Annotated in this window: 24 protein-coding genes; 4 read left to right on the top strand and 20 right to left on the bottom strand. The window is 69.2% G+C overall.

The window, feature by feature from the left end:
- Positions 1 to 112: 112 nt before the first annotated feature.
- The 4 genes from CFI00_RS06785 to CFI00_RS06800 are packed head-to-tail and all read left to right on the top strand — an operon-like array spanning position 113 to position 2076.
- Positions 113 to 505: a single-stranded DNA-binding protein gene (locus CFI00_RS06785; RefSeq protein WP_207084475.1), complete on the top strand. Its 393-nt coding sequence runs from the start codon at positions 113 to 115 to the stop codon at positions 503 to 505.
- Positions 506 to 522: 17 nt separating this feature from the next.
- A complete protein-coding gene (locus CFI00_RS06790; RefSeq protein WP_207084476.1) occupies positions 523 to 1557 on the top strand; it encodes a DUF4192 domain-containing protein in 1035 nt (344 codons plus the stop codon).
- Between the two features lie 13 nt (positions 1558 to 1570).
- Entirely contained in the window at positions 1571 to 1732 is a 162-nt protein-coding gene (locus CFI00_RS06795) for a hypothetical protein (RefSeq protein ID WP_207084477.1), read from the top strand.
- The gene (locus tag CFI00_RS06800; RefSeq protein WP_207084478.1) at positions 1729 to 2076 is read left to right on the top strand and encodes a hypothetical protein; all 348 of its coding nucleotides are present in this window, start codon (positions 1729 to 1731) and stop codon (positions 2074 to 2076) included. Before CFI00_RS06795 ends, CFI00_RS06800 begins: the two co-directional genes overlap by 4 nt.
- Here the strand turns inward: CFI00_RS06800 and CFI00_RS06805 are convergent.
- From CFI00_RS06805 to pcaH, 20 genes are all read right to left on the bottom strand, one after another.
- A complete protein-coding gene (locus tag CFI00_RS06805) occupies positions 2056 to 3381 on the bottom strand; it encodes an ISL3-like element ISPfr2 family transposase (protein ID WP_207084479.1) in 1326 nt (441 codons plus the stop codon). The two genes, CFI00_RS06800 and CFI00_RS06805, sit on opposite strands and share 21 nt — an antisense overlap.
- Positions 3382 to 3502: 121 nt before the next feature.
- Positions 3503 to 4810 carry an ISL3 family transposase gene (locus CFI00_RS06810; protein WP_207084480.1) on the bottom strand — a complete coding sequence of 436 codons (1308 nt, stop codon included), beginning with the start codon at positions 4808 to 4810 and terminating at the stop codon, positions 3503 to 3505.
- 159 nt (positions 4811 to 4969) lie between these two features.
- On the bottom strand, positions 4970 to 5536 hold the full coding sequence (locus tag CFI00_RS06815; RefSeq protein ID WP_207084481.1) for a hypothetical protein: 567 nt from the start codon (positions 5534 to 5536) through the stop codon (positions 4970 to 4972).
- Positions 5537 to 5574: 38 nt separating this feature from the next.
- The gene (locus CFI00_RS23500) at positions 5575 to 5733 is read right to left on the bottom strand and encodes a cytochrome P450 (RefSeq protein ID WP_242532850.1); all 159 of its coding nucleotides are present in this window, start codon (positions 5731 to 5733) and stop codon (positions 5575 to 5577) included.
- The gene (locus tag CFI00_RS23505) at positions 5667 to 6233 is read right to left on the bottom strand and encodes a cytochrome P450 (RefSeq protein WP_242532722.1); all 567 of its coding nucleotides are present in this window, start codon (positions 6231 to 6233) and stop codon (positions 5667 to 5669) included. Before CFI00_RS23505 ends, CFI00_RS23500 begins: the two co-directional genes overlap by 67 nt.
- A 123-nt stretch (positions 6234 to 6356) precedes the next feature.
- Positions 6357 to 6764, bottom strand: a complete 408-nt coding sequence (locus CFI00_RS06825; RefSeq protein ID WP_207084482.1) for a hypothetical protein — start codon at positions 6762 to 6764, stop codon at positions 6357 to 6359.
- Positions 6765 to 7254: 490 nt separating this feature from the next.
- A complete protein-coding gene (gene dmpG / locus CFI00_RS06830) occupies positions 7255 to 8280 on the bottom strand; it encodes a 4-hydroxy-2-oxovalerate aldolase (protein ID WP_207084483.1) in 1026 nt (341 codons plus the stop codon).
- Positions 8277 to 9221 (bottom strand): acetaldehyde dehydrogenase (acetylating), encoded by a 945-nt coding sequence (locus CFI00_RS06835; RefSeq protein ID WP_207084484.1) that lies wholly within the window; start codon positions 9219 to 9221, stop codon positions 8277 to 8279. The genes dmpG and CFI00_RS06835 overlap by 4 nt, the downstream gene beginning before the upstream one ends.
- A complete protein-coding gene (locus CFI00_RS06840; RefSeq protein ID WP_207084485.1) occupies positions 9218 to 10033 on the bottom strand; it encodes a fumarylacetoacetate hydrolase family protein in 816 nt (271 codons plus the stop codon). The genes CFI00_RS06835 and CFI00_RS06840 overlap by 4 nt, the downstream gene beginning before the upstream one ends.
- 127 nt (positions 10034 to 10160) lie before the next feature.
- Positions 10161 to 10883, bottom strand: coding sequence for an IclR family transcriptional regulator (locus tag CFI00_RS06845; protein WP_207084486.1), 723 nt, complete (start codon positions 10881 to 10883; stop codon positions 10161 to 10163).
- Positions 10884 to 10930: 47 nt separating this feature from the next.
- On the bottom strand, positions 10931 to 11068 hold the full coding sequence (locus CFI00_RS06850; RefSeq protein WP_169702093.1) for a hypothetical protein: 138 nt from the start codon (positions 11066 to 11068) through the stop codon (positions 10931 to 10933).
- Positions 11065 to 11205 carry an FAD-dependent monooxygenase gene (locus CFI00_RS23840; RefSeq protein WP_277988356.1) on the bottom strand — a complete coding sequence of 47 codons (141 nt, stop codon included), beginning with the start codon at positions 11203 to 11205 and terminating at the stop codon, positions 11065 to 11067. Before CFI00_RS23840 ends, CFI00_RS06850 begins: the two co-directional genes overlap by 4 nt.
- The gene (locus CFI00_RS06860; protein WP_277988357.1) at positions 11205 to 11861 is read right to left on the bottom strand and encodes a 3-oxoacid CoA-transferase subunit B; all 657 of its coding nucleotides are present in this window, start codon (positions 11859 to 11861) and stop codon (positions 11205 to 11207) included. Before CFI00_RS06860 ends, CFI00_RS23840 begins: the two co-directional genes overlap by 1 nt.
- Positions 11848 to 12555: a 3-oxoacid CoA-transferase subunit A gene (locus CFI00_RS06865; RefSeq protein WP_207084487.1), complete on the bottom strand. Its 708-nt coding sequence runs from the start codon at positions 12553 to 12555 to the stop codon at positions 11848 to 11850. The genes CFI00_RS06860 and CFI00_RS06865 overlap by 14 nt, the downstream gene beginning before the upstream one ends.
- Complete coding sequence (locus tag CFI00_RS06870; RefSeq protein WP_207084488.1) at positions 12552 to 13742, bottom strand: thiolase family protein; 1191 nt, start codon at positions 13740 to 13742, stop codon at positions 12552 to 12554. The genes CFI00_RS06865 and CFI00_RS06870 overlap by 4 nt, the downstream gene beginning before the upstream one ends.
- Complete coding sequence (gene pcaC / locus CFI00_RS06875; protein ID WP_068329759.1) at positions 13735 to 14118, bottom strand: 4-carboxymuconolactone decarboxylase; 384 nt, start codon at positions 14116 to 14118, stop codon at positions 13735 to 13737. Before pcaC ends, CFI00_RS06870 begins: the two co-directional genes overlap by 8 nt.
- A complete protein-coding gene (locus CFI00_RS06880) occupies positions 14115 to 14903 on the bottom strand; it encodes an alpha/beta hydrolase (protein WP_207084489.1) in 789 nt (262 codons plus the stop codon). Before CFI00_RS06880 ends, pcaC begins: the two co-directional genes overlap by 4 nt.
- Positions 14896 to 16101: a lyase family protein gene (locus tag CFI00_RS06885; protein ID WP_207084490.1), complete on the bottom strand. Its 1206-nt coding sequence runs from the start codon at positions 16099 to 16101 to the stop codon at positions 14896 to 14898. The genes CFI00_RS06880 and CFI00_RS06885 overlap by 8 nt, the downstream gene beginning before the upstream one ends.
- A complete protein-coding gene (pcaG, locus tag CFI00_RS06890; protein ID WP_068329749.1) occupies positions 16098 to 16652 on the bottom strand; it encodes a protocatechuate 3,4-dioxygenase subunit alpha in 555 nt (184 codons plus the stop codon). The genes CFI00_RS06885 and pcaG overlap by 4 nt, the downstream gene beginning before the upstream one ends.
- Complete coding sequence (gene pcaH / locus CFI00_RS06895; RefSeq protein ID WP_032491514.1) at positions 16645 to 17418, bottom strand: protocatechuate 3,4-dioxygenase subunit beta; 774 nt, start codon at positions 17416 to 17418, stop codon at positions 16645 to 16647. The genes pcaG and pcaH overlap by 8 nt, the downstream gene beginning before the upstream one ends.
- Positions 17419 to 17460 lie beyond the last annotated feature (42 nt).

The raw sequence follows: 17460 nt of genomic DNA on the forward strand, positions 1-17460 counted from the left end.
CCCGACCGCCGCCGAAGTGATTTCCGCCGAGGTGATCGCTGCCGGGGACCGTTCCGACCTAGGTGACTGCGGGACCGATCCGCAACGTCTCGCAGTCACCTAGGAGGAAGCAATGTCAACCACCGTCACCTTCGCCGGCAACCTCGTCGAGGACCCGGAGTTGCTCTACACCCGCGAGGGCAAGCCGTTCGTGAGCTGCCGGGTCCTGGTGAACCGCCGGGTCCAGAACGACGAGGGGGAGTGGGTCAACGACGAGCCCATGCCGCACAACGTCAAGGTCTACGGATCCGCCGCCACCCACGTCCACGACAGCTGCGGCTCCGGGGACCCGATCTTCGTGCATGGCCTCGAGCGCACCGAGAGCTGGCCGGCCAAGGAGACCGGCGAGAAGCGCACCAAGAACGTCGTGGTCGTCGACAACCGCTTCGGCGAGGTCGGCATCTCGCTCAGGTACGTCTCCGCCCGGATCGAGCGTGCCGAGCGCGCCGCGTCGCAGGCCGGCTGAGGGCGGGGTCGGGCCCGATGGACCTCGTCGTTCAGTCCCCGGACGAACTGCTCGCCGCAGTGCCCCACGTCCTCGGGTTCAAGCCCGAGGAGTCGATCATCCTGGTCCCCTTCGGGCCAGGTCTCCCGATCAGCCGCGTCGACCTGCCCAAGACGGCGCGGGACCGGGAGGAGGTCTGGGACGCGATCGGAGGCGTCTACGGACGGCACGCCCAACCCGGCGCGCGAGTCGACATCGTGTGCATCACCGAGGACCGCCGCAACGCCGAGCTGGCCAGCCAGCACCTGTCCACCCACCTGGACACCGTCGGCATCACCACGCACCTGAGATTGTGGGCCGACGGCGAGCGCTGGCGCGAGTTCAACACCGGCGCCACCGGCCTGCAGACCCAGGCGGCCGCCGAGCGGATCGCCGCGAAGACCGTTCTGACCGGCGCTGTCCAGCCCGCCGCTAATCGGGCCTCCCTGGCAGCGTCCCTGGTCGGAGACCGTGAGCTGCTCGCCCAGGTCCTCCCTGAGGCGCGGGCCGCGGCAGTCACGCGCAGCCCCAGCGGCGAGCGCGAGTGGGCCCTGGACCGACTCGAGCAGTTCCACGCAGACGGCAACCGCGTCTCCGACGTCGACGGCGCTCGGATGCTCGTGGCCCTGGAGACCGTCAGCACCCGAGACGCGCTCTGGGAGGACATGAGCACCCAGAACACTGCCTCCCACGTCACCCTGTGGACTGACCTCACGCGGCGTGCGCCGGACGATGTGCGCGCGGCGCCGGCCTCGATGCTCGGCTTCGCCAGCTGGCTGCGCGGCGACGGGGCACGTGCCTGGTGCGCACTCGACGAGGTGCCGGCCGACCGGCCCTACTCCATGGCCGCCATCGTCGCTTCGGCGCTGCAGAACGGCCTGCATCCCCGGGAGTGGGAGCGCCACCAGGCGCAGATGCGCGAGGTCGTCACCGAGCTCGACGAGTCGTTCGTTCCGAAGCCACCCGGCCACCACAGCCAGCGGGACGCCCCACGGGCTCAACCTGCCACCGACCGGCCCGCTCCCGGCCGCTGAGGAGGACCCGACGATGGACGAGCACGACGACACCCCCGAGCCGCAGCAGCAGAGTGTCACCGAGCGCCAGTTGCGCCGCCTGGTCGTGCCGGCACCTGCCGCGTGCGACCCCAGCAAGCGCATCGACGTCATGCATGAACTCGACCTCGACCTGCTGCGGGGAGGTCTCGCGTGATCGGCACGCAGTACGAGCTGGAGGCCGACCGGCTGGCCCGGGTGCGGCTCGGCTGCACCATCGAGCCCGGCGACCTTCACGTGACCGGGCTGGTCAGCGAGGTCGGCGCCGGCAAGGTCCTCGACTACATCGGGGCGGCGGCCGACGGCGAGAGCCACTGGGCCTTCTCGATCGGCCAAGAGCTCACCCACGTCGACCCCAGCCGGGTCCTCGATCAGCGCCGCCGACCGTTGCACCCGATTCCTGGTCCACAGCGACGCCGAGTGGCCCGAGCAGCTCGGTGCGCTCCGCGACGCCGGCGCATCACACCAGACTTAACCGGCTCATCCCAATCGGGGGTGTAGAAGTTGGGGTCTGAAGCCGCCGGTCTCGAGCAGGCTTCGGGCGATGTAGTTGGTCAGGTTGCGGAACCCGAGTGCGGAGCCGCGCAGGTGTTCGAGCCGTCCGTTGAGCGCCTCGGTCGGCCCGTTGCTGGTGCCGGGTCGTTCGAAGTAGGCGAGCACGTCAGCGGCTCGCTTCTTCAGGGTCCGGCCCAGGGTGGTGAGCTCGGTGAGCACCTTGGGGACGCCGGCGCTGAGGTCGGTGATCAGCTTCTCCGTGAGCTCGCGGCCACGTTGCCGGTCCTCGTGGCGATAGGCGGCGATCATGCGCTGGTAGACACCCCAGGTCGCCTCGACCTCGACGTGAGCGTCATCAACGAACAGCGCGCGTAGCCTGTCGCTCTGCTTGTCGGTGAGCAGGTCCGCGCCGGTGTGCAGCGTGGGCCGCGACTTGTAGAGCGGGTCGTCCCTGAACCCACGGTGCCCGTGGATCGCGAGTTGGACCCGGCGCCGGCACCTGTCGAGGGCGTCACCGGCCAAGCGCACGACGTGGAAGGGATCCATCACCGTGACCGCGTCCGGGATCTCCTCTGCAGCGGCGGTCTTGAACCCGGTGAAGCCGTCCATCGCGACCACCTCGACCGCGTCACGGAAGGCGTCGTCGCGGTCGGCGAGCCAGGTCTTGAACGCCGCCTTCGACCGGCCCTCGACCATGTCCAGCAGCCTTGCTGGGCCGGCGCCATCGCGGACCGGGGTGAGGTCGATGATCACGGTGACGTACTTGTCGCCACGCCTGGTGTGGCGCCAGACGTGCTCATCGACGCCAATGACCTTCACGCCCTCGAACCGCGTGGGGTCGTTGATCAGCAGCCGCTTGCCTTCGGCCAGGACCGCGTTGTTGGCGGTGTCCCACGCGACCCCGAGTCCCTCGGCGACACGGGCGACGGTGAGGTGTGCGACCACGATCCCTTCCAGCGCCCACCGCAGCCCGGTGCGCGAGAGCTTCGCGCGTGGCTCCGCCGCGGCGCTGGTGTCTTGGCGCCACACGTGTCCGCAGTCGGCACAGCGGTAGCGGCGCACTACAACTTCCAGCACGGTCGGTCGCCAGCCCAGCGGCTCGTGGGCCAACCGCCGGATCACGGTGTCACGAGCAGCGCCTTCGCTGCCGCACCGTCGGCACCACTGATCTGGTTCCACCACGCGGCACGCGAGGACCGCACGATCCGGTTCAAGTCGTTGCCCGGTCACGCTCAGACCGAGGCCGTCGAGTCGAGCGAAGGCGGTCAGGTCAGGGCGGCCGAAGCCGGCCGGCGGGGTAGCGTCGAACACGTCGAGGTCTTTCGGATGGATGGCGTAGGAACCTCCGTCGTCGGGAGACCTCGACGTCTATCTGCGGACCGACGCGCCCGGCCGACCTACACCGTCATCTGGGAAGACCCTTGCCGGCTCTTCACAATTGAGGGTGTAGCCGAGGTCTGAAACCGCCGGACTCGAGCAGCGATCTAGCGATGTAGTTGGTGAGGTTGCGGAACCCGAGCGCTGAGCCGCGGAGGTGTTCGAGCCTGCCGTTGATCGCTTCGGTCGGGCCGTTGGATGTGCCGGGCCGGTCGAAGTAGGCGAGCACGTCGTCGGCTCGCTTCTTCAGGGTCCGCCCTAGCGTGACGAGCTCGCTCAGTGCGGCCGGGACGCCGTGGCTGATCGACTCGATCAGCTTGCACATCAGCTCGCGGCCCTTGGCGCGGTCAGGTTGACGGTAGGCCGCGACCATCCGCTGATAGATCCACCAGGTCACCTCGACTTCAGCGTGATCATCGGTCGCGAACAGGGTCTCCAGGCGCGCCTTCTGCTTGTCGGTGAGCAGGCCTGCGCCGGTGTGTAGGGTCCGGCGCGCGCGGTAGAGGGGGTCGTCCTTACGGCCGCGGTTTCCGTGGATGGCTAGTTGGACCCGACGTCGGCAGCGGTCCAGCGCGTCGCCGGCCAGCCGCACGACGTGGAACGGGTCCATCACCGCGACCGCGTCGGGGAGTTCCTCGGTAGTGGCGGTCTTGAAGCCGGTGAACCCGTCCATCGCGACCACCTCTACGGCGTCGCGCCAAGACTGCTCACGTCCGGCGAGCCAGGTCTTGAACGCCTGCTTGGACCGGCCCTCGACCATTTCGAGCAGCCGTGCTGGGCCGGTGCCGTCACGGATGCCAGTGAGGTCGATGATCACGGTGACGTATTTGTCGCCACGCCTGGTGTGCCTCCACACGTGCTCGTCCACGCCGATCGCGGTGACGCCCTCGAGTCGGGCAGGGTCGTCGATCAGCACGCGCGTGCCTTCGGCGAGGACCGCGTCATTCGCGGTGTTCCACGCGACCCCGAGACCCTCGGCAACCCGGGCCACCGTCAGGTGCTGGCGCACGATGGCTTCCAGCGCCCACCGCAGCCCACGACGCGACAGCTTCGCTCGCGGCTCGGCCGCTCTGGTCGCGTCCTGGCGCCACACATGTCGACAACCGGTGCAACGGTAGCGACAGACCGTGACCAGCAACGTCGTCGGCCGCCAGCCCAACGGCTCGTGTGCAAGTTCTCGGGTCACGGTGTCGCGCGGCACGCCCTCGCAGCCGCAACGACGACACCACTGATCCGGTTCGAGGATCCGGCAGGCGAGGACAGCACGATGGGCGTCAAGGCGTTGGCCGGTGACCTCAAGGCCGAGCTCATCGAGCCGGCAAAACTTGGTCAGATCAGGGCAAGCGAAGGTAGCGTCAGACAAGTCGAGGTCTTCCAGATGGCGAGCGTCAGAACTTCCATCATCGGGAGGCCTCGACGTCTACCTGGCCACCGCCCCTACCTCAGCCGCTACACCGTCATCTGTGATGAGCCACGTTGCCCTCATGAACCAGCACCGAAGTGCGCAGCGGCCGGCATCCGTTCAGGGGCGGGAAATAGAGCCGACCCTTTGCGGGGCCCGCTCAACCGGTGAGCAACGCCTTGAACTGCCGAGCACGGTTCGCGGCCGAGGCATGCGGGCCGTGCTGTGCTCTACGAGGTTGCGTCGTCGCGCTTCGAGCTCGAGACGGTGGCCGACTCGAACTGCTGGTTCATCGAAGGCACTGGCCAGCCCGGCTGCGACGGCCATGGCGGCCCAGTCGTTGCATGCGGTCGCGCGGACGGCGTGAGCAACTTCTTCGGTGGGCGGGTGGTCCGCAAGGTCGTCGATGACCTTCCGCACGCCCCAGTAAATCCAGGTGGCGTGCCGCCATGCCTCGATAACGGCCTCTTCACGGTCCTCGGGTTCGTCGGCGAGTCCCCGTTCCAGCGATGCCACCAGGCGGGTGTGCCATCGAAGCAGAAGAGCGTTCGCGAGGTCTTCGATGCCGTCGAGGAATACGTCGGTGCCTTCGATGTCGGTGGGGATCTGCCCGTCCTTCCGGACAAGGATCTCCTCGATCACCTCGTGGAGGACGCCGGCGCGGCTCGGCTTCGGTCCTTCCTTCATAGCTGCTCCTTCCCTGAATATGAGGCGGTGAGCCTGGCCTAATGCACCGGCAGCGAGGAGTAGCCGCGGATCGGGCCGGAGCGCAGTCGGACCGCTGAGTCGAGGTCGACGTCCCAGTCGTGATGGCGGGCTAAGAGCGCCTGCAGAGCGACGCGTGCTTCGAGGCGGGCCAGGGATGCGCCGAGGCAGAAGTGGATGCCGCGTCCGAACGCGACCTGTCGTTCGGGGCGACGGTTGATGTCGAAATGGTCGGCGTCGGAAACGCGTGGTCGTCTCGGTTGGCCGAGCCGAAGAGCAGCAGCACGGTGTCGTCGGCCCTCATGCGTTGACTGTGCAGATCAACTTGTCGGGTCAGGGTGCGCGCAAGGCCTTGGACCGGGGAGTCGTAGCGGAGCAGCTCCTCGACCGCGGTTGGCACGAGATCTGTGTTGTCTGCCAGCTGGGCAGCCTCGACAAGGCGGGCGCGTTCCCCGATCCGATACAGCTCGACCTGGGTTGCCAGCTCGCGTGTGATGTAGACGGTGCGAGGAGGCTCGCCCTTGCCGGTGATGACGAACTCGATCACGCCACCGGGCGGGAAGGCATGCGGTGAGAGGAGCTGAACGTCGAGGAGGGCGGCACCTTCAGCTCGGCGCATCCCGGTGCTCACGAGGGTGAGGCCGTAGCAGTAGTCGCGGTCCGGGTAGGTCGGCGCCACCGGAAGAGATGGGTCACCTCGTAGTCCGTGCTCGAGGAACGCCCGCAACTGGCGCTCAGTGAGGAACTTGACGTTGCGGTGGTGGGCGACGCGGGATCGCAGGGTGTCGCGCCGGTTGCGGCCCTATAGCGGGCGCGGGTCGCGCTCGATCCAGCCGACGTCCGCGGCGTAGCTGAAAAAGCCGGCGATCGATGACTCTTCGGTGTTCCAGGAGTTGTGCTTCACGGTGGCCCGGCGGTGCTCGCTGTAGGCGCGGAAATCGTCGCGGGTGGTCTGGGCGAGGCATGTGGAGGGCTCGCCGTGCAGCGTCACCCACTCGTCGACGGCCATGCCCTGGCGGTGTGCCGCCTGCTGGGCTCGTCGGGCCCGCACGAACTGGAGGCACCGGGCAAGGTGGTAGGAATGCATCTTCGCGATGCTGGCGAGCTTGATGCGGCCGTCGCGATGGGCTGCGAGCAGGTACTCGTTGAGGCGCCGAGTGCCGGCCATCGAGCCATCGTCCTCGAGATAGACCGGCAGACCATCGGGCACGCCCCGAGAGTCGAGAGGTCTCGAGCACGTCGCCGGCGACCAACCGATGCGCAACATCCAGGAACTGAATGGCGCGGCGATCGACCCGGGCCCTGAGCACCGCTTCCCCACCTCCACCGCGTCAGCTGATGGACCGAGATCTCGGTGGGGAAGAAAGGATGAGACCTCCCTGTCCCAGATGACACTAGGCAGGGAGGTCTCATTCAGCAGGAGCGACACACCGTCGTATGAGACGTTGTGAATCCCGTATGTGCGGCTGACCGGACTCGACCAGGCGACGGTACGTCGACTGCGTCAGCTCGAGACCGACACCAACGACGACGTCGGCACCACTGCCGAGGGACCAGGCGACCAGACCGACCCCTTCCTCGCCGCCGCTCCTCGGCGCGACCACAACCGGACGTCACCAGGCGTGCCCGGCAACTTCACCGCGCCGCTTGTTCTTCTTGACTCGCCGCGCGAAACTAGGGCAGCGTCCAGGACGCTGTGGTCAAGCGCTCTGCCTCTCTCGCTGTCCCGCGAGGGTGAGGGCGATGTCGTAGATCATGTCCTCCTGGCCACCGACGAGACGCCGACGGCCGCACTCCATCAGCAGTTCGCGCACGTCCACGCCGTATCGCTGCGAGGCGACCTCGGCGTGGCGAAGGAAGGACGAGTACACGCCGGCGTACCCGAGCGTGAGGGTCTCGCGGTCGACCCGGACGGGGCGGTCCTGCAGCGGGCGGACGATGTCGTCGGCGGCGTCCTGCAGCTTGAAGAGGTCGCAGCCGTGCTTGAAGTCCATGATCTCGGCGACGGCGACGAACGGCTCGATGGGGCAGTTGCCGGCCCCGGCGCCGTGGCCGGCCAGGGAGGCGTCGACGCGGTAGGCGCCGTTCTCGACGGCGACGACGCTGTTGGCGACCGAGAGCGAGAGGTTCTCGTGGGCGTGGATCCCGATCTCGGTACTGGGGTCGAGGACGTCGCGGTAGGCCTTCACTCGGGCGGCGACGTCGTTCATGGTGAGCCGCCCGCCGGAGTCGGTGACGTAGACGCAGTGCGCGCCGTAGGACTCCATGAGCTTGGCCTGTCGGGCCAGCTCCTCGGGCGGGGCCATGTGGGAGAGCATCAGGAAGCCGGAGACGTCCATGCCGAGCTCGCGGGCGGCGGCGATGTGCTGGGCGGCGACGTCGGCCTCGGTGCAGTGCGTCGCGACGCGGACCGACCGCACCCCGAGCTCGTAGGCCCGCTTCAGCTCGTGGATGGTGCCGACGCCGGGCAGCAGCAGGGTGGTGAGCCGGGCGTTCTTCAGCACCGACGCGGCGGCTTCGATCCACTCCCAGTCCGTGTGGCTGCCGGGACCGTAGTTGAGCGACGAGCCCGCGAGCCCGTCACCGTGGGCGACCTCGATGGCGTCGACACCGGCCTCGTCGAGGGCGACGACGATGCGCTGCACGTCCTCGGGGGTGATCCGATGCCGCACGGCGTGCATGCCGTCGCGGAGGGTGACGTCCTGGACGAAGATCGGGGTGCTCACGCCGTGGCCTTTCGGGCTGCGATCCGCTCGGCCACCTGCAGAGCAGCGGAGGTCATGATGTCGAGGTTGCCGGCGTACGCCGGGAGGTAGTGGGCGGCGCCCTCGACCTCGAGGAACACCGACACCTGGTGCGTCGGGCGTGCGGTGCCTTCGGCGATCAGGGTCTCCACGGGCTGGTCGCCCGGGATCTCGTTGATCTGGACCTGCTGCTTGAGGCGGTAGCCGGGCACGTAGGCCGCCACGTCGGCGACCATCTTCTCCACCGACCTGGCGATCTCCTCGTGGACCACGGGGTCGGGGGCGTGGACCAGCGCGAAGACGGTGTCGCGCATGATCAGGGGCGGCTCGGCGGGGTTGAGGATGATGATCGCCTTGCCCCGCTCGGCTCCGCCGACCTGGATGATCGCGGCCGCGGTGGTCTCGGTGAACTCGTCGATGTTGGCCCGGGTGCCGGGGCCGGCCGACTTGCTCGCGATGGAGGCGACGATCTCGGCGTAGGCGACGGGTACGACGCGGGCGACCGCAGCGACGATGGGGATGGTGGCCTGGCCGCCGCAGGTGACCATGTTGACGTTGGGGGCGTCGAGGTGGTCCTCGAGGTTGACGGCAGGCACGACATAGGGCCCGATGGCAGCGGGCGTGAGGTCGATCATCCTCTTGCCGAGCGGCTCGAGCTTGGCCGAGTTGGCCTCGTGCGCCTTGGCCGAGGTGGCGTCGAAGATGATGTCGATCTCGTGGAAGTCGGGCAGCGCCATCAGCCCGTCCACTCCCTTGTGGGTGGTCTGCACGCCCATCCGGCCGGCCCGGGCCAGCCCGTCCGACCCCGGGTCGATACCGACCATCGCCCCCATCTCGAGGTGCCGGGCGTTGCGGAGCACCTTAATCATCAGGTCGGTGCCGATGTTGCCTGAGCCGATGATGGCGACCTTAGCCTTGCTCATGCTTTCTCCTGGGTGAACGTGCACGACACGGTGCCGAGGCCCGTGATGGATGCGGCGACCGTGGCTCCGGGGGTGACCGGCCGCATCGGGCCCAGCGCGCCGGAGAGGATGACCTGGCCCGCGCGGAGCGGCTCGCCCAGGTCGCGGGCCCGACGGGCCAGCCACTGGACGGCCAGCAGCGGGTCGCCCAGGCACGCGGCGCCGGTGCCGACGGAGACCTCCTGGCCCGTGACCGTCATCGACATCGCGACCTCCCGGGGCTCGACCTGCTCAAGGGAGTGGTGCCCGGTTCCGAGCACGTAGGCGCCCGCGGAGGCGTTGTCGGCGACGGTGTCGGTGTAGGTGATGTCCCAGCCGGCGACCCGGCTGTCGCAGATCTCGAGCGCCGCCACCGCGTAGGCGACGGCGTCGCGGACCTGGTCGACGTCGAGCGCGCCGTCGGCCAAGTCGTGCCTGAGGACGAAGGCGACCTCCGCCTCCACCCGCGGCTGCAGGAACCGGCCGATCGGCACGACATCGCCGTCGGTGTACGCCATGTCGTCGAGGAGCACCCCGAAGTCGGGTTGGTCGACGCCGAGCTGCTCCTGCACCGCCGGCGAGGTCAGTCCGATCTTGCGGCCCACGATGGTCAGCCCCGCGTCGACACGGGCGCCGATGCCTCGTCCCTGCACGGCATACGCGGAGGCGACGTCGTCGCGGCCGATCAGGTCGCGCACCGGATCGCATGGCGTGCCAGTGCTGGCCGCCGCTGCGAGCCGCCTGGCTGCTTCGTCGATGGCCGTCGGGGTGACGGCGCGCGTGGAGTGGCTCATCTCCATATGGTTGGGGCAGCGCATCCGCAGGACCAAGGCCCGAGTTCCGGTCACAAGAACTCGGCCCTCCTTGCGGCAACAGAGCCGGGGAACCCGCCGAAGGTCGCGACGCGTAGTGCCCGTAAGCTCAGCGCAGTGTGGATCTGCGGGCGAGGGTTGCGGCGATCCCGGCTGCGGCTGCGTGGACGGCGCTGGCATGGCGCGCGGGTTGGAAACGCCCGACGGGTCCGGTGACGCTGATGCCGGCTAAGGCCTGGTCGTTCTCGTCGAGGATGGGTGCGGCGACGCAGATGATGCCCACGGCCGATTCCTCGTACTCGAAGGCGACACCCGTGGCCATCACCTCGTCGAGCTGTCCTCGGAGCACGGTCCGGTTGACGACAGTCCGTGGAGAGCACCGCTGGAGGCGCGTCCCCAGCACCGCCTCTCTTACCTCCGGCGGGGACCACGCGAGGAGGGCCTTGCCGATGGCAGTCGCGTGCATGGGCATTCGTCCCCCGAGCCGGGAGGGCGCTGCGGCTTGGCGATGGCCTCCCATCTTCGCGACGTAGACGACCTCGTGGCCCTCCCGCACCCCGAGGTGGACCGTCTCGTGGGTGCGTTCGTAGAGCTCCTCGAGGAAGGGTGTGGCCACTTCCAGCAGGTTTCGTTCGACAGAGGCGCGCATGCCCAGCTCGAAGACCAGCCGGGAGAGGCGGTACCTACCCTCGACGCGTTCGAGGAGGCGCGCACCGACTAGGTCGCCCAACAGGCGGTGCAACGTCGCCTTCGCCAGGCCCGTGCGGAGCTGCAGGTCGGCGAAGCCGAGCACCGTGTCCTCCACGGTGAAGGCCAGCAGTACCTTCATCATCTTTCCGAGTACGGTCTCCGGACCGGGTGCTAGTGTCTCCTGCACTGCTAGGCCGGTTCGTCGAGGGTGTCCGCGAACAGCGCAACGGTGCTCATGATGTGTGACTCCACGGCGACCCGTGTGATGTCGCCGTTCCTGGACTTGATGGCGGTGCGGATGATGTCGTGATCGTGGTTGGCGGTCATGGCGCGAATTGGAGAGCGGCCCAGGGCGCGGGGGGCGCGACGACCGAGTCGATGCCGGCGCGGTGCAGAAGATGCGAGAGCATCAGGCCTGCGGGCCCGCCGGCGACGATGCTGACCTGGGTCCGGGTGAGTGCCATCAGGTGTCCGTCCTGTCGGTGAGGGGGACCTCGACGAGCTCCTGGAGATCGGAGAAGGCAATGCCGAAGAGTTCGCGCACGGCCACGCCCTGCGGCTCGAGGAGGAACACCCCGTGGTCAGTGTAGACACGGCTCACGCAGCCGACGCCGGTCAGCGGCATAGTGCACTCGGGCACCAGCTTGGACCTTCCGTCCCGGGTGAGCAGGCTCATCATCACGAACGTGTGCTTGGCGCCGATGGCGAGGTCCATCGCTCCGCCCACGGCCGGGATGGCGTCGGGCTTGCCGGTGTGCCAGTTGGCTAGGTCGCCGGTGGTGGAGACCTGGAAGGCTCCGAGCACGCAGTAGTCGAGGTGGCCGCCGCGCATCATCGCGAACGAGTCGGCGTGGTGGAGGTACGACGCACCAGGCAGTTCGGTGACCGGGACCTTGCCGGCGTTGATGAGGTCAAGGTCGACCTCGTCGCCGTGCGCCTCGGGACCCATGCCGAGCATGCCGTTCTCGGTGTGCAGGATGACGCCGGCTGTGGGGTCGAGGTGGTTGGAGACCTTGGTGGGCTGGCCGATGCCGAGGTTCACGAACGAACCCGGTGGGATGTCTTGAGCGACGATCGCGGCGAGCTGGTCGGAGCCCATAAGTTCCTCAGTGTTGCTCACTGACCCTCCTCGGGATCGTCGGGCGCTCGGACGGCACCTCGATCACGCGGTCGACGTAGATGGACGGGGTCACCACATGTTCGGGGTCGATGCCGCCGAGAGAGCGGATCTCGTGCACCTGTACGACCGTGGTCTTCGCGGCGGCGGCCATTATTGGCCCGAAGTTGCGGGCGGTCTTGCGGTAGACGAGGTTGCCGAGCCGGTCGGCGGCGTAGGCCTTGATTAGTGCGACGTCTGCGTGGATCGGGTATTCCAGCACGTAGTGGCGGCCGTCGATCTCGCGGACCTCCTTGCCCTCGGCCAGCGGCGTGTTGTAGCCGGTGGGTGTGAAGAAGGCGCCGATGCCGGCACCTGCAGCGCGGATCCGTTCGGCGAGGTTGCCCTGCGCGACGAGCTCGAGTTCGATCTTCCCGGTGCGGTACTTCTCGTCGAAGTGGTGGGAGTCGGACTGCCGGGGGAAGGAGCAGATGATCTTGCCGACCCGACCCTCGCGGATGAGCGCAGCGAGGCCGCGGTCGCCGTTGCCGGCGTTGTTGTTGACCACGGTGAGGTCCTTGGCCCCGGACTCGATCAGTGCCTCGATCAGCTCCACCGGCTGACCGGCGGTGCCGAAGCCGCTGATCATCACGGTGGCTCCGGCGGCGATGTCGGCGACCGCCTCCTTGGCGGTCTCGACGAACTGGGTCTCGCTCACGCGACGGCTCCCCGGGTGCTCTCTAGGACGACGGCCAGGCCCTGGCCCACGCCGATGCAGATCGCGGCTACGCCCCAGCGTTCGCCGGTGGACTCGAGCGAGCGGGCCAGGGTGCCGAGGATCCGGGTGCCGGACGCGCCGAGGGGGTGGCCGATCGAGATGGCGCCGCCGTGCCGATTGATGATGTGGGGGTCGATGTCCCAGGCACGGATGCAAACCAGCGACTGGGCGGCGAAGGCCTCGTTGAGCTCGACTGCTGCGACGTCGTGCCAGGTGATGCCGGCGCGGCGCAGGGCGATGTTCGCCGCTTCTACCGGCGCAAAGCCGAAGAACTGTGGCTCGTTAGCGAACGCACCCCAGGCTGCGATTCGCGCCAGCGGCTCGGTGCCGATCTGCCGGGCGGCGTTGGCGCTGCCGAGGAGTGCGGCGGACGCCCCGTCGTTGAGGGGTGAGGCGTTGCCTGCGGTGACCGTCCCATCTTTGCGGAAGACCGGCTTCAATCCGGCGAGCTTGTCCAGCGTGGAGTCGGGGCGGATCGACTCGTCACGCGGGAGGTCCACGCCGGGGACGGCCACGACCAGCTGGTCGTAGAAGCCGCTGTCCCACGCCTTCGCCGCAGCCTGGTGCGAGCGGAGCGCGAACTCGTCCTGGTCCTCGCGGGCCACGCCCTCGCGCTCTCGGAGCTGTTCGGTGGCCTCACCGAGTGAGACCGTCCACTCCGTCGGCATCGCCGCGTTGACCAGCCGCCACCCCAGCGCGGTCGAGACCAGCTCCGCGTTGCCCGCCGGGTAGGGCCGCTCGGGCTTGGGCAGCACCCACGGGGCGCGGGACATCGACTCGACACCACCGACCAGCACCACGTCGGACTCCCCGAGCGTGAGCTGGCGGGCGCCGGCGATGGTGGCGTCCAGGCTGGAGCCGCACAGCCGGTTCACCGTCGAGGCGGGAACCGAGGGGGGCAGCCCGGCGAGCAGACCGGCCATCCGGGCGACGTTGCGGTTGTCCTCGCCGGCCCCGTTGGCGTTGCCGAACACGACCTCGTCGACCTGGCCCCCCTCGAGACCGGTCCGCTCCACGAGCGTGCGGATCACCAGGGCTGCCAAGTCGTCGGGGCGCACCGCCGCAAGCGCCCCGCCGTACCTGCCGAAGGGGGTGCGGACAGCGTCGTACACGAACGCGTCATTCATCAGGGGTCTCCAGGGAGTCGAGCGTCCCTTGTGCGACGGCGAAGGCGTGGTTGGCGGCAGGCACGCCGCAGTAGATGCCTGCTTGGATGATGACCTCGGCGATCTGCTCAGGAGTCAGCCCGTTGGTGCGCGCGGCGCGCACGTGCATGGCGAACTCCTCCCAGTGGCCGAGCGCGATCATCGCGGTGAGCACCGCGACGCTGCGGGTACGCCGGTCGAGGCCGGGGCGGGTCCAGACGCTGCCCCACGCGTAGCGGGTGATCAGCTCCTGGAAGTCGGTGGTGAACGGTGTCTTGTGTGCCTCGGCGCGGTCGACGTGCGCGTCTCCGAGCACCTCGCGGCGCACCCGCATGCCGTCGTCGTAGGTGTCGCTCATCGTTTCCCTCCGGTCGCAAAGTCGTTCAGGGCCCGGGCGACCGCGTCGGGGTCCTCGGCCGGCGGCAGGTGGCCACAGCCGGTGAACACGTTCATCGAGCTGTTCGGCGCACGGTCCGCGGTGATCTCCCGGGCGGTGTGCGGGGAGATCACGACGTCCTGGTCGCCTGGGGCGACGAGCAGCGGCACCGTGGCGTCGGCGAGCCGGTCCCGCACGTCGAAGTCGGCGAGCGCCTCGCAGGCCAGGGCGTAGGAGTCCTTGTCCGCGTCGGCCAGCGAGAGGAGCAGCCGGGTGCCGGTGGCCGGGTCGCGCATCAGGAAGCCGGGCGCGAACCAGCGCTCGGAGGAGCCGGAGACCATCACGGAGGTGCCGGCCTTGCGCACCAGGGCGGCCCGTTCATGCCAAGCAGAGGGCTCGCCGATCTTCGCCGCACTCGCGATGCAAGCGACTGCGGTGAACACGCCGGGATCAAGGGCAAGTTCCAGCGCGACGGCGCCTCCCAGCGAAACGCCGGCGTACGCCGCGGGTCGGTCGCCAGCGACGTCGGCGGCGAGGCGGCGCACCGCCGCGGCCAGCTCGCCGACCGTGAACGGCCCGGTCGCCGGCTTGCTGCGGCCGTGCCCAGGCAGGTCCCAGCCGACGACCTCGAAGTCATAGACGAGGCGGCGTGCTGTCGCCTCCCACAGTGCCTCGACCGAGGTGCCAAGAGATGGGCCGACGACCAGCAGCCGAGGTGACTCAGGTCCTCCGGCGAGGCGAGTCGCGGTCAGGTCCGGCTCAGCCATGCGCAGCCCTTCCCTCGGGCACGCGGGCGAGCACGGTGTCGATGAAGGCGTCGGTCGAGCCGAGGTAGTCGGCGGGCTTCCCCCCGCCACCCCGCTCGGACAGAAGTTCGTCGGCGGCGGCAGCCACACGGTCTCCCATCCGTTTCCCGTCGACCTCCAGCCCGGCGGTCAGCTCCGCGGCCTGAGACGCCGCGGTCACGCCCGCCTCCAGCAGCCGGACCAGCGCAGGCCACTCGGAGTGCCAGGCACCGTCCGGTCGCTCGTCGACCGCCTGGGCCGCGGCGAGATGGAGCTGGGCACCGAGCAGCGGTGCCTGCAGTGCGACGCTGCGGATCAGCACGCTGAGCACCGGGTTGCGCTTGTGCGGCATGGTCGAGGAGCCGCCACGACCTGCGACCGTGCCCTCGCGCAGCTCGCCGATCTCGGGCCGGGACAGCGTGGAGACGTCGGCGGCCACCACCCCGAGGGCGTCGCAGGTGCTCACCACGGCCGAGCCGATGCGGGTGATCACGGAACGGTTGGTATGCCACGGCACACCTGGCCAGTCCAAGGCCAGCTCGTCGGCGAAGGCCCGCGCTGCGGCGAGTGGCTCGTTGGTGAGCTCGCCGACCATGGCCAGGGTTCCCGCCGCACCACCGCACTGCACCGGCAGCGTCCCGAGAACGTCGTCGACCTGCGCCACAGCATCGAGGACACCGGCGAGCCACTGGGCGGCTTTCAGCCCGAACGTGATCGGCACTGCGTGCTGGGTGAGCGTGCGCCCGACCATGAGCGTCGAACGGTGCCGACCGGCGAGCGCCGCGAGCGCGCGCGAGGTGGCGGCGAGGTCGTCACCCATCCGCACCAGCGCGTCGCGGGCCAACAGCACCAGCGCGGTGTCCACAACGTCTTGGCTGGTCAGCCCGCGGTGCACGACCTGCGCGGCGTCCTGGCCCACGGCCTCCTGGAAAAGTCTCACCAGCGGGACGACGGCGTTGCCGGCGGACTCAGACTCCGCGGCCAGCGCCGCCATGTCGACCTCCCAGTCCTGCGTGACCTTCGCCACCTGCCCGGCGAGGTCGCCGTCGACGGCACCGACCCGAGCCAGCGCACGCAGCCAGGCAACCTCCACCTGGAGCATCGCCCCGACCAACGCGGCGTCTTCTAGGGCCCCGGCGCTGCGATGGGAGCCGGGGGTCAGCAGGGAGTAGCCCGTCATGCGTGCCCCGGAAAGGCCAGGAAGAGAGTCTCCCGGTCACCCTGCAGGTGGACGTCGAAGCGCAGACTCCCGTCGTCCTCGCGGACCACCATCAGCGTTTCGCGCTGCTCGGCGGAGAGCCCAGCCAGGAAGGGATCGGACCCGACCGCTTCACCGGGCAGGTAGGCCCGCGTGAAGAGCCGGTTGAGCAGACCACGTGCGAAGACCACGACCGCGAAGAAGGGCGCGCCTCCGTCGACGGCGCCGGGCTCGAGCGTCGTGAAGGAGTAGCGTCCAGCCGGGTCGGTGGCGCAGCGGCCCCATCCGGTGAAATCGCGGTCCCGGCGCCACGAACCCTCGAGCTGCGGGATGGTCCCGCCCGGGTCGGCCTGCCGGATCTCCAGCATCGCGTCGGGCAGAGGTGACCCGTTGCCGTCGTACACGGTGCCGCGGAGGCGGACCGCTCCCAGCGTGGCGGCCGGCACCAGTTCGTGGCCCCCCTCGTAGGGCAGCGCGTAGTGGAAGAAGGGGCCGATGGTCTGGCCCGGGGTAGCGGGCAACTGCTCAGGCATCGTGGTGACCCTCTCGCTCCAGCGGGGTGGCGTGGCTGCCGGTGAGCACGATGTCCCAGCGGTAGCCGGTCGCCAACTCGTGTGAGGTGACGTTGTGGTCGTAGGCCGCCACCAGTCGGTCGCGCGCCGCCTGGTCGGTGATCGACTGGTAGATCGGGTCGAGTGCGAAAAGCGGGTCCCCGGGGAAGTACATCTGGGTGATCATCCGTTGGGTGAACTCGGTGCCGAAAAGCGAGAAGTGGATGTGCGCGGGGCGCCAGGCGTTGTGATGGTTGCGCCACGGATAGGGACCTGGCTTGATCGTGGTGAAGTGGTAGGAGCCGTCGGCATCGGTGAGGCAGCGGCCGGTGCCCGTGAAGTGCGGGTCGAGTGGCGCGGGATGCTGGTCACGCTTGTGGACGTAACGACCGGCGGCGTTGGCCTGCCAGATCTCCACGAGCTGGTGGCGCACCGGCCGACCGTCGCTGTCGGTGATGCGCCCCGTGACGACCATCCGCTCGCCGATCGGGTCGCCGCCGCCCTGGATCGTGAGGTCCGCCTCGAGTGGGTCGACGTCGGAATGGCCGAATACCGGTGCCATCAGCTCGATGCCCTCGGGGTCGGCGTGGTGGAGGCCTTTGGTGGGGTGCCGCAGCAGTGAACTGCGGTACGGCGGGAAGTCGATCATGGGCTGGGTCTCGCCGGCCGGGGCATCCGCGTGGATCTTCCCGATCTCCTCGCTGATGACCGACTGGGGCGCCAGGTCGGGACTCTGCGGTGTGCTCACGGTCCTCAAGGTAGACGTGCCCCACCTCTCCCAGCGACACTG

It is taken from the genome of Nocardioides sp. S5 (assembly GCF_017310035.1).
Taxonomy (GTDB): domain Bacteria; phylum Actinomycetota; class Actinomycetes; order Propionibacteriales; family Nocardioidaceae; genus Nocardioides.